Annotated in this window: 12 protein-coding genes, 1 tRNA gene and 1 pseudogene; 7 read left to right on the forward strand and 7 right to left on the reverse strand. The window is 64.1% G+C overall.

The annotated features are described in order from the left end of the window. The 5 genes and pseudogenes from AC628_RS29410 to ligA all read left to right on the forward strand — a co-directional run. A pseudogene (locus AC628_RS29410) lies at window positions 1-602 on the forward strand (cell division protein FtsZ); the annotation flags it as partial. Between the two features lie 349 nt (window positions 603-951). Further along, on the forward strand, window positions 952-1,914 hold the full coding sequence (gene lpxC / locus AC628_RS29415; RefSeq protein WP_074130256.1) for a UDP-3-O-acyl-N-acetylglucosamine deacetylase: 963 nt from the start codon (window positions 952-954) through the stop codon (window positions 1,912-1,914). A gap of 245 nt (window positions 1,915-2,159) precedes the next feature. Next, window positions 2,160-3,068, forward strand: coding sequence for an outer membrane protein assembly factor BamD (locus tag AC628_RS29420; protein WP_050628362.1), 909 nt, complete (start codon window positions 2,160-2,162; stop codon window positions 3,066-3,068). 13 nt (window positions 3,069-3,081) lie between these two features. Then, window positions 3,082-4,752, forward strand: coding sequence for a DNA repair protein RecN (gene recN, locus AC628_RS29425; protein WP_074130257.1), 1,671 nt, complete (start codon window positions 3,082-3,084; stop codon window positions 4,750-4,752). A 7-nt stretch (window positions 4,753-4,759) separates the two neighbouring features. After that, entirely contained in the window at window positions 4,760-6,907 is a 2,148-nt protein-coding gene (ligA, locus tag AC628_RS29430; RefSeq protein ID WP_074130258.1) for an NAD-dependent DNA ligase LigA, read from the forward strand. A gap of 21 nt (window positions 6,908-6,928) precedes the next feature. Here ligA and AC628_RS29435 read toward each other — a convergent pair whose 3' ends face one another. Together AC628_RS29435 and AC628_RS29440 are read right to left on the reverse strand one after the other, a co-directional pair. After that, window positions 6,929-8,206 (reverse strand): multidrug effflux MFS transporter, encoded by a 1,278-nt coding sequence (locus AC628_RS29435; RefSeq protein WP_074130259.1) that lies wholly within the window; start codon window positions 8,204-8,206, stop codon window positions 6,929-6,931. 281 nt (window positions 8,207-8,487) lie between these two features. Further along, complete coding sequence (locus tag AC628_RS29440; protein WP_074130260.1) at window positions 8,488-10,317, reverse strand: aminopeptidase P family protein; 1,830 nt, start codon at window positions 10,315-10,317, stop codon at window positions 8,488-8,490. Between the two features lie 186 nt (window positions 10,318-10,503). On the opposite strand from AC628_RS29440, the gene AC628_RS29445 reads away from it, so the two are divergent. Then, window positions 10,504-10,689 carry a hypothetical protein gene (locus AC628_RS29445; RefSeq protein ID WP_074130261.1) on the forward strand — a complete coding sequence of 62 codons (186 nt, stop codon included), beginning with the start codon at window positions 10,504-10,506 and terminating at the stop codon, window positions 10,687-10,689. A 17-nt stretch (window positions 10,690-10,706) separates the two neighbouring features. On the opposite strand, the gene AC628_RS29450 is transcribed toward AC628_RS29445, so the two are convergent. Continuing rightward, window positions 10,707-11,213: a hypothetical protein gene (locus AC628_RS29450; RefSeq protein ID WP_074130262.1), complete on the reverse strand. Its 507-nt coding sequence runs from the start codon at window positions 11,211-11,213 to the stop codon at window positions 10,707-10,709. Next, window positions 11,210-12,094: a 50S ribosomal protein L11 methyltransferase gene (locus AC628_RS29455; RefSeq protein WP_074130263.1), complete on the reverse strand. Its 885-nt coding sequence runs from the start codon at window positions 12,092-12,094 to the stop codon at window positions 11,210-11,212. The genes AC628_RS29450 and AC628_RS29455 overlap by 4 nt, the downstream gene beginning before the upstream one ends. A 171-nt stretch (window positions 12,095-12,265) precedes the next feature. Here AC628_RS29455 and AC628_RS29460 point away from each other — a divergent pair, with 171 nt between their 5' ends. After that, window positions 12,266-12,430, forward strand: a complete 165-nt coding sequence (locus AC628_RS29460; RefSeq protein ID WP_074130264.1) for a Flp family type IVb pilin — start codon at window positions 12,266-12,268, stop codon at window positions 12,428-12,430. Between the two features lie 138 nt (window positions 12,431-12,568). Here AC628_RS29460 and AC628_RS29465 read toward each other — a convergent pair whose 3' ends face one another. From AC628_RS29465 to AC628_RS44320, 3 genes are all read right to left on the reverse strand, one after another. After that, window positions 12,569-13,456 (reverse strand): IS1 family transposase, encoded by an 888-nt coding sequence (locus AC628_RS29465; protein ID WP_083633194.1) that lies wholly within the window; start codon window positions 13,454-13,456, stop codon window positions 12,569-12,571. Between the two features lie 163 nt (window positions 13,457-13,619). Next, window positions 13,620-13,693, reverse strand: a tRNA-Ser gene (locus AC628_RS29470). Between the two features lie 90 nt (window positions 13,694-13,783). Further along, on the reverse strand, window positions 13,784-14,714 hold a 931-nt coding region (locus tag AC628_RS44320; RefSeq protein WP_168193473.1), incomplete at its 5' end, for a hypothetical protein.

Consider the following 14,714-nt stretch of genomic DNA (forward strand, 5'->3'; position numbering starts at 1 on the left):
CCGCCGCGGTCGCCCCGGACAGCGCACCGGCCGCCCAGGCGCCGATGCAGCCGGCCTCCTACGGTGACGTCACGGTGCGGCCGATCGCCCAGAAGCCCACACTGTTCCCGGATCACGAAGCGGCCCGGGCCGAGCAGCACGAGCCGATGCCGCCCGAGACCTTCATCCCGCAGGCGGCGGAGCGGTCGCCGGTCCGTGCCCCGCGGATGCCGAAGTTCGAGGATCTGCCGATGCCGGCGCAGGCCGAGATTCGCCAGGCCAGCGGCGATGGTGAGGCGGAACACCCGCAGAAGACCCGGCTGTCGCTGCTGCAGCGGCTGGCCAATGTCGGCCTCGGCCGCCGCGACGAAGAGACCGAGCCGCCAATCGCGGCCCGTGCCTCGGGTCCTGCGATGCCGACGATGCCTCCGCTGCCTGAGCGCAAGCCGGCCCGCAGCGTCGCCCAGCAGATCTCGGCGAACGAGCAGCCGGTATCGGAATATGCAAAGCGGCCGGCACCGCAGGGATTGGACGCGCATGGCCGTCAGGCCCCTGTTGCCCCGGCGCCACAGGGCGACGACCATCTTGATATCCCGGCCTTCCTGCGCCGGCAGGCAAACTGAAGTTTGTTACAACCTTGGCGATGAAGAAGGCCTCGGCGGGGAACCGCCGGGGCCTTCTCCTTTTGGCAGGCAGGTGATTGCGCTCTGCAAACAAGCAACTGATTTTAAATGATTAATTATTGTTTCGGTGGTCAGATGGCCACTCGCCGAGGGCCGTTTTCGATGCCGCAATTTGGTTAACCTTGGGCGTGAATGCGGCGGGGATGGGGTAACAATCGGTAAAGAAGCGTGAGTTGGCGCGGTTTAGGAAATCACTATGGTCTGCCGTGACTTGGGGAGCTCAAGCGAGTCGGCCTTGGGGAAGTTTGGCCACTTGAATTGAGCGAAGTCGGGTAGTGGGCATTGTCGAATGAAGTTCAGCCGTCAAACAACGCTTCGGTCGCAAGCCACCGTGACTGGCGTAGGCGTTCATTCCGGTCTTCCTGCCAGTCTCACGTTGGGACCTGCACCTGTCGATGCAGGTTATATTTTTGTCCGCACCGGTCTCGACGGTGCCGACCGTGAAATCCACGCCGACGCCGATGCCGTGATCGCCACCGAGTTTTCGACGGTGCTCGGTGACCGCGAAGGGCCGCTGGTTTCGACCGCAGAACATGTGCTTGCGGCGCTGCGCGGCATGGGGATCGACAACGCCACCGTCGAAGTCGATGGACCCGAAGTTCCGATCATGGATGGCAGCTCGGCTGCCTTCGTTGCCGCCATCGAGCAGGCCGGTATCGTCACCCAACCCGCCGTGCGCCGCTTCATCCAGGTGTTGAAGCCGGTACAGGTGAAGATCGGCCAATCGGTCGGTGAGCTGCGTCCGTTTGCTGGTGGATTCCGTGCCGAGGTCGAGATCGACTTCGCCAATGCGGTGATCGGCCGCCAGAGCTTCTCCTTCGACCTGTCGCCGGAAAGCTTCCGCCGCGATATCGCGCGGGCTCGGACCTTCGGCTGCATCAGCGACACGGCGCGGCTCTGGAGCGCCGGTTTCGCGCTCGGCGCGTCGTTCGACAACACGGTGGTGTTCGACGATACCCGGCTGCTCAACAGCGAAGGCCTGCGCTACAGCGACGAATGCGTCCGCCACAAGGTGCTCGACGTGATCGGCGATCTCGCGCTGGCCGGCCTGCCGCTGCTCGCCAGCTACCGCTCGGTCCGGGGCGGTCACAAGCTCAACAATGCGGTGCTGAAGGCGCTGCTGGCCGACCGTAGCGCCTGGCGCGTGGTCGAATCGGAGACGGCCCGGCGGCCGGTCCGCGGCCATGTCGAAGCCGGTGCGGGCACCGTGGGCGGCCTCGTCGCCCCGGCCTACGGTCCGGACGTGTCCTGATCGCCGCCGGCGGTCAGGCCCAATTTCCGTAACAACCACAGCAGGCTGTGCGCTTCGCCGGGTCGCCTTATTCCCGGCGGATTGGCTCCCTATTCGGTTGGTCCACGGTCATTTTTCGGTTAGACAGGCCCGCGGTTGCCTGATACGGCGCCCAACGGCACGAGAGATATTGCATCCATGACCGCGGTTCATGGGTGGAGTGGGGTCGCCGTTAACCGCATCAAAGGCGTCAGGTTTTACAATTCATGTCGGCAATGCGTATGGCGCTCGAACCACGCTCCTCTTCTGACGTCTCCGGCCTGACCAAGGCCGCGCGCACGCTGCGTTTTGCAGCGGGCCTGATCGTGCTGGCACTGCCGCTCTCAGGCTGCGGCACCGGCGCGCTGTGGGACAAGTTCATGTCCAAGGACGATACGTTCGTCGATGAGCCTGCGGACAAGCTCTACAATGAGGGCTTGTACATGATGAACGAGAAGAAGGATCTGAAGGCCGCCTCGAAGAAGTTCGAGGAAGTCGACCGTCAGCACCCCTATTCGGACTGGGCGCGCAAGTCGCTCCTGATGTCGGCCTATTCGTATTATCAGGCCGGCGACTACGACAGCTGCATCGGCTCCGCCACCCGCTACGTCACACTGCATCCGGGCAGCCCGGACGCTGCCTACGCCCAGTACCTGATCGCAGCATCGCATTTCGACCAGATCCCGGACATCTCGCGCGACCAGGGTCGTACCGAGAAGGCGATCGCGGCGCTCGAAGAGGTGGTGCGCAAATATCCGACCTCGGAATACGCCACCCAGGCCAAGAACAAGATCCAGGCGGCGCGCGACCAGCTCGCCGGCAAGGAAATGGCGGTCGGCCGCTACTACATCGAGAAGCGCGACTTCACCGCCGCGATCAATCGCTTCAAGACCGTGGTCACGCAGTACCAGACCACCCGCCACGTCGAAGAGGCGCTCTACCGACTCACCGAGGCCTATATGGCGATCGGCATCGTCGGCGAGGCGCAGACCGCCGCCGCAGTGCTCGGCCACAATTTTCCGGACAGCCGCTGGTACAAGGACGCGTATAATCTAGTAAAGTCCGGCGGTCTCGAGCCGAGCGAGAATCAGGGATCCTGGATCAGCAGGACCTTCAAGAAGATAGGTCTCGGCTAGGAATTGTCCTCGCATGCTGGCCCGTCTGTCGATCCGTGACATCGTCCTGATCGAACGGCTTGATATCGAATTTTCCCGAGGCCTCGCGGTGCTGACCGGCGAAACCGGCGCCGGCAAATCGATCCTGCTCGATGCCTTTGCGCTGGCGCTCGGCGGCCGCGGCGATGCTGGCCTCGTGCGCCATGGCGCCGAGCAGGGGCAGGTCACCGCGATGTTCGATGTTCCCAAGGGGCATCCGGCGGCGAGGATCCTCGCCGAGAACGGCCTCGACGACACCGGAGAGATGATCCTGCGCCGGGTGCAACTCGCCGACGGCCGCACCCGTGCCTTCATCAACGATCAGGCGATCAGCGTGCAGACCCTGAAGGCGGTCGGCGCCGTGCTGGTCGAGATCCACGGCCAACACGACGAGCGCGCCCTGGTCGACGCTTCCACCCACCGCCAGCTGCTCGACGCCTTCGCCGGCCACGAGAAGGACGTCGCGGCGCTGGAAGCGCTGTGGGATATCAGGCGGACCGCCGGCACCGCGCTCGACGAGCATCGCGCCGGCATGGAGCGCGCCGCGCGTGAGGCAGACTATCTGCGCCATGCCTCGCAGGAATTGAAGACGCTGGCGCCGAAGGACGGCGAGGAGACCGAGCTCGCCAACCGCCGCACCACCATGATGCAGGGCGAGAAGGTCGCGACCGATCTGCGCGAGGCGCAGGAAGCGATCGGCGGCTCGCATTCGCCGGTGTCGGCGCTATCGGCCGCAGTGCGGCGGCTGGAGCGCCGCGCCGCCAATGCGCCCGCGCTGATCGAACCGGCGGTCAAGGCAATCGACATTGCGATCAATGCGCTGGAAGAGGCCGACCAGCATCTCAACGCTGCACTTGCTGCGACCGATTTCGATCCGGCCGAGCTCGAGCGCATCGAGGAGCGGCTGTTCGCGCTGCGCGCCGCCTCGCGCAAATATTCGACGCCGGTGGATTTGCTGGCCGCGCTGGCGACGCAATACGCCGGTGACGTCGCGCTGATCGATGCCGGTGCCGATCAGCTGAGGAAGCTGGAAGCGGCCGCCGCGGAAGCCGACCAACGTTATGCGGCTGCGGCCGCAAAACTGTCGGCGGCGCGCAGCAAGGCGGCCGAGAAGCTCAACAAGGCGGTCAACGCCGAGCTCGCGCCGCTCAAGCTCGAGCGCGCGAAATTCATGACGCAGGTCGAGGCCAATGCCGCCGCGCCGGGGCCAGAGGGTATCGACCGTGTCGAGTTCTGGGTGCAGACCAATCCGGGCACCAAGCCGGGGCCGATGATGAAGGTCGCCTCCGGCGGCGAGCTGTCGCGCTTCCTGCTGGCGCTGAAGGTCGTGCTGGCCGATCGCGGCTCGGCGCCGACTTTGGTGTTCGACGAAATCGACACCGGCGTCGGCGGCGCGGTCGCGGACGCCATCGGCTCGCGGTTGGCGCGCCTTGCCGGCAAGGTGCAGGTGATGGCGGTGACGCATGCGCCGCAGGTCGCGGCCCGCGCCAGCCAGCATCTCCTGATCTCCAAGGACGCGCTCGACAAGGGCAAGCGCGTCGCCACCCGCGTCAACGCGCTCGCCGCCGACCATCGCCGCGAGGAAATCGCGCGCATGCTGGCCGGTGCCGAGATCACCGCCGAGGCGAGGGCGGCGGCGGAACGCCTGCTCCGGGCGGCGAGTTAGTTCGCCTATGGCCACCAAAGCGAAGAAAGCGCTGGTCGACGTCGACAAGCTCACCAAGGCCCAGGCCAAGGTCGAGTTGATGCGCCTTGCGCTCGAGCTCGAGGGCCACGACAAGCGCTACTATCAGGACGATGCGCCCAGCGTCACCGATGCCGAGTACGATGCGCTGCGGCAGCGCTACAATGCGATCGAGAAGCGCTTCCCCGAATTCGTCACTGCGGAATCACCGTCGCAGAAGGTCGGCGCCGCGCCGTCGGGGCGCTTCAAAAAGGTCCGCCACTCCGTTCCGATGCTGTCGCTCGACAATGCGTTTGCGGAAGCCGACGTGGTCGACTTCGTCGGACGTATCACGCGCTTTCTCAAGCTGCCGGACGACAAGATCGATTTCTCGGCCGAGCCGAAGATCGACGGCCTCTCGATGTCGCTGCGCTACGAGGGCGGCGAGCTCGTCACGGCAGCGACACGCGGCGACGGCGCCGAGGGCGAGGACGTCACCGCGAACATCCGCACGCTGGAGGATGTGCCGCAGAAGCTCAAGGGCCGCAACGTGCCCGAGATCTGCGAGGTGCGCGGTGAGGTCTACATGACCAAGAAGGCGTTCCTGGCGCTCAACGAGCGACAGAAGGCCGCCGGCGACACCATCTTCGCCAATCCGCGCAATTCGGCGGCCGGCTCGCTGCGGCAGAAGGATCCTGGCATCACCGCCTCGCGGCCGCTCGGCTTCTTTGCCTATGCCTGGGGCGAGATGAGCGCGATGCCGGAGGAAACCCAGACCGGCATGATCCACTGGTTCGAGCGCTGCGGCTTCAAGACCAATCCGCTGACCAAATTGTGCCACTCGGTCGAGGAGCTGATTGCCTTCCATCGCAAGATCGAGGAGCAGCGCGCCGAGCTCGACTACGACATCGACGGCGTCGTCTACAAGGTCGACCGCATCGACTGGCAGGAACGGCTCGGCTTCGTGTCGCGCACGCCGCGCTGGGCGATCGCGCACAAATTCCCGGCCGAGCGCGCCATGACCGTGCTGCGCGACATCGAGATCCAGGTCGGGCGCACCGGCTCGTTCACCCCGGTCGGCAAGCTCGAGCCGGTCGGCGTCGGCGGCGTGATCGTGCAGAACGTCACGCTGCACAACGAGGACTACATCAAGGGCATCGGCAACAAGGGCGAGGAGCTGCGCGAGGGACGCGACATCAGGATCGGCGACACTGTGGTGATCCAGCGCGCCGGCGACGTGATCCCGCAGGTCGTCGACGTCGTGATCGACAAGCGGCCGAAGGGCGCGAAGGAATTCCATTTTCCGAAGAAATGCCCGTGTCCGCTGCACACCGACGTGGTGCGCGAGGAGACCGCGACCGGCGAGGAGGGCTCACGGCTACGCTGCAGCGGCGAGTTCGCCTGTCCGTTCCAGAAGATCGAGCACCTGATCCTGTTCGTGTCGCGACGGGCGTTCGACATCGATGGCCTCGGCGTGAAGCAGCTGCAATATTTCTTCGACGAGGGTTGGGTCAAGGAGCCCGCCGACATCTTCACGCTGCCGAAGCGCAACGCGAAGCTGAAGCTCGAGGACATCGAGGGCTATGGCGAAACCTCGGTGCGCAATCTGTTCGCCGCGATCGACAGCCGCCGCAGGATCGGGCTGGAACGCTTCATCTATGCGCTCGGCATGCGCCATGTCGGCGAGACCACGGCGCTGGCGCTGGCGCGTGGCTACGGCTCGTGGGACGCGTTCCACGACGCTTGCCTCAAGGTCGCCAAGGGCGACGAGGATGCGATCGCCGAGATGGATGCGCTCGACCAGATCGGCGACACCGTGATCAAGAGCATCGCGGATTATTTCGGCGAGAGCCACAATCGCGGCATCGTCGAGCGGTTGACCACGGAGCTCGACGAGATCGTCGACGCGGAGAAGCCGAAGAGCAATTCGGCGGTTGCCGGCAAGACCGTGGTGTTCACCGGCTCGCTCGAGAAGATGACGCGCGACGAGGCCAAGGCGACCGCCGAGCGGTTAGGGGCCAAGGCCGCGGGTTCGGTGTCGAAGAAGACCGACTATGTCGTCGCGGGGCCGGGCGCCGGCTCGAAGCTTGCCGAAGCGCAGAAGCACGGCGTGCAGGTGCTGACCGAAGACGAGTGGCTGAAGCTGATCGGAGAGTAGGGCGCGGCGCGTTCGCGCGCCTCACATCATGCCCTGCTCATCCTCCTCGGCCTGCGTGATCAGCTCCTCGCTCACCACCACGTTCCGCCGCGGCACGACGAAGATCATGGTGCAGGCGCAGGCGATCGAGATCGCGAAGATCGCCGATGTCAGTGGCAATGTGGTGGTCGAATGGCCGCCGAGATAGGCGCCGAATTGCGAGATCAGCGAGCCGATGCCCTGCTGCAGGAAGCCCATCGCGCCCGAGGCGGTGCCGGCGGCCTCGGGGCGGATGCTGATGGCGCCGGCGGCCGAATTGGCCATCACGAAGGCATTGGCGACCATCACGATCATCTGGGTGCCGAACAGCCAGAGCGGCGCCTGGTTCAGCCCGGCAAAGCTCCAAATCAGATTCAACAGGCTGCCGCTGAGCTGCAGCGCGAGGCCGAACCAGATCAGCCGCTCCAGCGGGTGCCGCGGCGCAAAGCGCACGCACAGGAGATTGCCGATGAAGTAGCCGAACCCCGTCATCGCGAACCATGCGCCATACTCGGCGCTGCTGCGGCCCATCTGGGTCACCACGATATAGGGGCCGCCGCCGGCGAAGGCGAAGATGATCTGCGACGCCAGCACCTGGCACAAGAGATAGCCGACGAAGGCGCGGCTGCGCATCAGCTTGCCGAGGTCGCCGCGGAAGCTGGAGTTGTCGGTGCGGTCGCGGCGGGTCTCGGGCAGCGCCAGCGCGATGAAGATCGTGGTGATCAGCGACGCCGCGGTGATGAGATAGAGGATCGCCCGCCAGCCGAACGTGGTCTCCAGCAGACCGCCGGTCAGCGGGCTCACCATCTGCGCGATCATCAGCGCGGCGACGACGAGGCTGATCATGGCGCCGACCCGCTCGCGCGGATAGAGATCGCGGATGATGGCGCGGCTGATCACCATGCCGCTGGCGCCGCCGAGCGCCTGGAAGAAGCGCGCCGCGATCAGTTGCGGCAGGGTCTCGGCGAACACTGAGCTGACGCCGGCCACCACCATCAGGCCGAGGCCCGAGAGCAGCACCGGGCGGCGGCCGAACTTGTCGGACAGCGGTCCCATGATCAGCTGCGACAGCGCGATGCCGACCATGTAGAGCGACACGGTCATCTGCGCGATGGAAATGTCGCGGCCGAAATCAGTCGCCAGCACCGGCAGCGCCGGAACCAGCATATAGAGCGAGATCGGCGCGACGCCCGTCATCACGACGAGCATCAGCAGCATGACCTTCGATGTCGCGATGTTGTCTTTTGCCGCGCCGGGCGGCTTGCCCATCACGCCGTGCATTCAGGTCCGATCCAGCATTATGCAAAGACTGTAGCGCGCCCGTTCGCGCGGAATACGGGTGTTTCGGCATACGCCCATGCGATTTCGGGAGACGCGGCGGATGATGTTTCGTCACGCGCAATTAGGCAGGCGACGTCCCCATGCATTCCGCTGTCGTCCTCCGCGAAAGCGGGGGACCCAGTATTCCAGAGGCACCAGTTTTAATCCGATAGGCCGCGGCGTACTGGATCCCCCGCTTTCGCGAGGGATGACACTGAGTGTGGGGAGCGGTGTCTGCGCCGCTACTTCAGCGCCGCGGTCGCCTCGTCGAGCCACAGCTTGGTGGCGTTGTCGTCGAGATGCGGGCGCACCGTGCGCGCGACACGGGCATGGTAGTCGTTGAGCCAGCTCAGCTCGTCTGCGCTCAGCATACTCACCTCGATCAGGCGGCGATCGATCGGCGCCAGCGTCAGCGTCTCGAAGGCGTTGACCGGCTTCTCGGCGCCGGCAATGTCGGTGCCGATCACGAGTTCGAGGTTCTCGATCCTTATGCCGTAGGCGTCGGTCTTGTAGTAGCCGGGCTCGTTGGACAGGATCATGCCGCGCTTCAGCGGCGTGGTGCCGAGCTTCGAGATCCGCGCCGGCCCTTCATGCACGCTGAGATAGCTGCCGACGCCGTGGCCGGTGCCGTGCTCGAAATCGATCCCGGCCTGCCAGAGATATTGCCGCGCGAAGCTGTCGAGCTGCGCGCCGGTGGTGCCGTCCGGGAAGATCGCGCGGGCGATACCGATATGGCCGCGCAGCACGCGGGTGAAGCGGTCGCGCATTTCGTCGGTCGGCTTGCCGATTGCGATGGTGCGGGTGACGTCGGTGGTGCCGTCTTCATACTGCGCGCCGGAATCGATCAGCAGCAGATCGCCGGGGGCGATGCGGCGGTTGCTCTTGCGCGTCACGCGATAATGCACGATGGCGCCGTTCGGCCCGGTGCCGGCGATGGTCGGGAACGAGACGTCTTTCAGTGCGCCGGTCTGGCGGCGGAACGTCTCCAGCGCCTCGACGGTGTCGATCTCGGTGAGGTGGCCGGAGGGCGCCTCGCGGTCGATCCAGGCGAGGAAACGCGTCAACGCCACCGCGTCGCGCTGATGTGCGGTGCGGGTGCCCTCGATCTCGGTGAGGTTCTTGACCGCCTTCAGCAGGCTGACCGGATCGTTGCCGCGCACCGGCTTGCCGCCGGCGCCCGCGATCAGGCGGCTGAGGGCGTCCGCCGCGGTCGCGCTATCCAGCGCAATCGAGGCGCCGCGCTTGGCGAGCTCGGTGAGCTTCGCGGCCAGCGCCGCCGGTTCCTCGACATCGGCGGATTGCGCGAGATGGTCGCGCGCAGAGTTGGACAGCTTGCGGTGATCGATGAACACCAGCGGCCGGCCATCCTTCGGCACCAGCGCGTAGGACAGCGGCAGCGGCGTATGCGAGACGTCGGCGCCGCGAATGTTGAAGGTCCAGGCCACCGCGTGGCTGTCGGACAGCACCAGCGCATCGACGCCGAGCTTGTTGATCTCGAGCCGGATCCGCTTCAGCTTCTCGGCCTCGATCTCGCCGGAGAATTGCGTGCCGTGGATCGTGACCGGGCCGAGCGGCGGTGCCGGCCGCTCGTGCCAGATCGTATCGATCGGGTTGCCGTCGACGGCGACCAGCTCGGCACCGGCCTTGGCGCAGGCCGCCGCCAGCCGTTCGGCTGCCGCAGAAGTGTGCAGCCAGGGGTCAAATCCTAGGCGGTCGCCGGCTGCCAGGTGCCGGGTCAGCCAGTGCTCCGGGGGCGGCTCGACCAGCGGTTCGACCTGCCAGGCCTTGGCGTCGACCTGCTTGGCGGCCTGCAGCGTGTAGCGCCCGTCGACGAACAGGGCGGCTTCCCGGCCCAGCACGATCGCGAGCCCGGCCGATCCGGTGAAGCCGGTCAGCCAGGCGAGCCGCTCCTCGGATGCGGCAACATATTCATTCTGCTGCTGGTCGGCGCGCGGAACCACAAACCCGGTCAGCTTGCGCCGCGCCAGTTCCTCGCGCAGCGCGCTTAAGCGGGCGGCCAGCGCGACGCCGCCTTCGGGCTCTTCGAACGTCTGGAAATGGGCTTCGAACATCGCCTTCGCACTCTCTTCGGGTCGAGCATGATCTCCGCGCAAGCGCGGTCAAGCTGATCATATTTTTGGCATAACTTATGCTTGAATCGTGGCATAGTGGAAATGACCCGACGATGTCCACCGTCGTCGGTCAAGCGTGCGGGGAGTGTCCAGGAGTGTCTCAACTCAACGGTGAGGAGATGCACGATGCCTGCATTCACGTTTGAGAAGATCTCGCCGCCGGTGCCCCCCGGGCCGATCGCGCCGGTCGAGCAGAAGCCGCGTGGCGTCATCTTCCAGATGCTCGATCGCTTTGTCGAGGCGCGTGCCAGGCGTGCAGCCGCCCAGGACAAGGTCGAGACGGCCGGCCGCAATTCCGCAGCGCCTGAATAACAGACCGCAATTCGCACTTACTGTTCGAGGTCGGAGGCCTTCGTCACGGTCGCGTTGACGACTCTTGTGCCGTCGAGTTCGCGTACGATCCGCTCATCGGGGCCGACGATACCGAGGTCGAATTCGCGCTCCGGCGTCAGCAGCGTCATGCGCTGGCCGACGATGACGACGACGGTCATGTCGAGCGTCTCGCCGGATATCGCCCATTCCCTGAGTTCGCTCCGAAACGGCTCCCGGCGCCAGGCGCCGGGGAAGCCCGGATCGCAGCGGACCTCGAGGCCGTCTTCGGACGTGGTGAGCACAAGCTTCGATCGCGAGGGCTTCCAGTGCTCCTCCAGCAGCTCGTTGACCAGCCAGACGCAGCTGAACGAGCGGCATTCCGCCGGCCGGTCCGGATAGATCCGGCAGCCGAGCCCGGGCGCGCAATGCGGACACCATGCGCCGGCCGGCTTCGCCAGTTCCTCGATCGCCATCACCTTGCAGCAGAGCGTGCAGTCGCCGCACTGTCTGCCGGTTGCGGTCATTTCACGGAGCGCAGCAGCAGGCTGCTCCAGCCCTCGATCTTCAGATGCCGCAGCGGCACCAGCCCGCGGGCGCGATAGGCGGCAATCACCGCCGGCGCCTGGTGGGTCAGCAGGCCCGACAGAATGACCTGCGCTGATGACGCGAGGTGCCGCGCCATCGGCCCCGCCAGCTGGCGCAGCGGGTTGGCGAGGATGTTGGCGAGCACCAGATCGAACGGCCCGTCCGCGGCAAAGCGCGGCGCGGCAAAGCCCGTGGCACGGATCACGTCCACCAGATGCCCTGCGCCGTTCAGCCAGGCGTTTTCCTCGGCCACCCGCACCGAGGGCGCGTCGATGTCGCTGGCCAGCACCTTGCCATGCAGCGCCTTGGCGGCGGCAATCCCGAGCACGCCGGTCCCGGTGCCGAGATCGAGCACACGGCGGGGCTGATACGCCTTCAGGACGTGGTCGAGCAGCAAGAGGCAGCCGCGCGTGGTGCCGTGATGGCCGGTGCCGAAGGCGAGCGCCGCCTCGATCTCGATTCCGAGCTTGTTCGGGGGGATCCTGTGCCGGTCATGCTGGCCGTGGACGACAAAGCGGCCGGCGGCGACCGGCACCAGGTCCTCCAGGCTCGCTTTGACCCAGTCCTTGGCCTCGATGGTGTCAAATACCAAAGTCGATGCGACATCCTGCCGCACCACCTGGCCGACCAGCTCGCGCAGCAAGGCCTGGTCGGGCGGCTCGGCAAAATGAACGGTGACGTCCCAGCGGCCGTCCGGCCGCTCAAAGGCTGCAAAAGCTGCCTGATCCTCGAAGAACAGCTCGGAAAGCGCGTCGACCACGCGCTTTGCGGTCGTTTCGTCTGTGAGGGTGACGCTGGCGCGGTGCGTGGATGGGGTCATCGGAGGCCGTTAGCGCGGTTTTTGTTAAAAATTCAACCCGGATTCAATCGAATTTCGCGAGAATTGATCGGTTCTCGATTCACACAACCTTAGATGCCGCCGTACTAGTACGGAGGCGGAACTCGGGAATTCCCTTCGTTCCAAGGCATCACAACCAAGGGCAGGGCTGCAATGAAGGCTATTTTCGTTAGGTTTTTGAAGAACGAATCCGGCGCGACCGCCATCGAATACGGACTGATCGCGACCGGCATCGCCATCGCCATCATCGCCGCGGTGAACGGCGTCGGCACGAACCTGAGCGGGACGTTCAGCACGATCGCCGGCTCCCTCAAGTAAATTTCGCCGACTGCGTTCTCAAGCAGGCACCGGGCAACGACGCCCGGTGTTTTCTTTTTGGCTGGTTGTCCACAGAACTCCGCGCGGCTTGTCAACCAGCGATCAAGCGCGTTGTCCCCGGGGTTGTCGGGTAGTGTCTCAGTTTGAAATTTGGTCCGTTTCCCGCTTCTTATAGGGGCCACGCACCTTCGGTGCCTGCTCCACATCGAGCGCGGCGAGGATGTCATCCATGTTCATGATGCGATCCACCAAGCCAGCAGCCATCGCGGGAGTGACGCCAAGCGTCTTGTGAACGCGAACCCAATTGTACCAGTAGAAGTAGATCGCCAGTGCGTGGCAGTGGTTTTCGAACTTCTTCGAGAAGGCGTTGGTCAGACGGGTGAACCGGCGCATAGCCATGCGCATGGTCAGGTTCTGGCGCTCAGCAAAAGACGTGTTGATGTGCTTCGGATTGGGAACGCCCTTGATGACTTGGGTTTCCGTGCCGATGCAGCGGGGCGGGCTATAGCGGCCCGGACCGGGCGGGATATCGTTCGCGAAAATCTTGATGAGCATCGCGTAATCGGCGTCGAGATTCACCTCACTAACTGCCGTCAGGTAAGCCTTGTGGCCGTCCGTCGTCAGTTGAAAGCGATCTGTAAGGCGCGCCTTGAGGTCGCTCATAAACGCTGTGCCAGTGTACTGCGAGCGGTCGCCGACGTGCCAAGACACGATCAGTTTTGAATCGGCGTCAATACCGGTCCAAGTCCACACATCGCCAGCGCTTTCAGGGGCGCTTTTAGCGAACCGAACGTTCTTCGCCTTCGCGTAGGAAAAGCTCCAGATTTCGTCACATTGAACGCGCTTCGCCTTAACGTTTCGGACGCGTTCATCGTGGAAGGCAGCGCAGAGCGTCCCGGCATCAACGAGCAGCTTGGTAACGGTGTTGATCGATACGCCACACACGCGCGACACGGAGCGCATGGACGAACCCTCGCAAAGCATTGTGAGGATTTGAACGCGGGTTTTGGTGTCGAGCTTGTTCACGCACGTACCCTACTACGTGCATACTTGGCGTCAAGCATATTTTTTCAGTTTGAAATTTTACGGAATCAACCCCTTGAATTCATGATCGAATTGCTGATTTGACCGTGATTCCAATGGGTTATATAATGTTGACATTCAACGTTCCCCGCGTTGCGGGAAGGGGTCCCCACGACGGGATTCAAACCCGTAACCTCCGGCTTAGCAGGCGCGGTGCTCTATTCTTTGAGCTACGTGGGGCAGCGTTGAATAACCCTCCCCCGGGCGACTGGCACTCCAGTCCCCCGGGGGCTCCCTCCGCTAGGCATTCATGACTACCTAGCGAAGCTCTTAGAGGGCGAGTTCTGCCCTCGAATTAGCAACTTCATCGCTCGGCAGTTCCCTGCCGCTGTCGAAGTTCTTGATCTCTTTCGGCACTCCCGCGCGGTTGGCAACCGTGCGCCACCTGCGACGAAACTGAGTGCCCTTCCACGGCAGCCCATTAAACTCATTCAAGGCTATCGGGCCTACGCGATGGTGCTGCGGAATGCGGTTGATCTCTTCCAAGACCATCGCGCCACGCTTTAGATCCACTTCGATCATTTTCTGCTCATTAGCGCGGCCGCTTGTGATCATGTGGCGCAGGATCAAACGATCATCGATCTGATTCCACTTGATCCCGCGCAGCCATTTCTCTCCCTGTTCATTGCGGATGTTGGATTCCCCAGGTTCGCTAAGGGGCACCCATTCTCCAATGAGATCAGCCTGACGAAATTTATCCGCGAAATCGTGCTGGAAGGCTTGGACAATAGCGATTGAGTGCCAGCCAGCTTCATGGGCCAGTTCGCGGATTTTGAGGACGTGTTCTTTCGTAAGCTGCTCGGTTCTCTTTCCCTCGCTGGCCGGAGTTTTGATCTTATTGAGGATCGTGCTTAGCCGGATGGCATCCTCGTCCTTGAGGACCGTGATTCCAAACGTGCAGAGCAGGCGCAGCTTGCCAATCATTGAATGGCCGAGAGCGAGCTTCTCGCCATCGACCCATCCTTTGTAGGCTTCCCAAATCGTATCTGCATCAAAGTCGCGCAGCCGAACATGGCCGAGAGTTTTAACGATGTGGCCGAGCAGGTTGTCGTAGTTCTTCCGGACGGCAAACTTGAGCTTTTGATAGCCGCTGTCGGTATGTGTTTTATACTGCTCGACCAGTTCGCCTAATGTAATGCCCGAAGTGCTCGACGCATTTGTGGCTGCGGAGCTTTTGAATTCTTCTTTAGGCATAGGAGGG

This window comes from Bradyrhizobium sp. NAS96.2 (assembly GCF_001908235.1).
Taxonomy (GTDB): domain Bacteria; phylum Pseudomonadota; class Alphaproteobacteria; order Rhizobiales; family Xanthobacteraceae; genus Bradyrhizobium.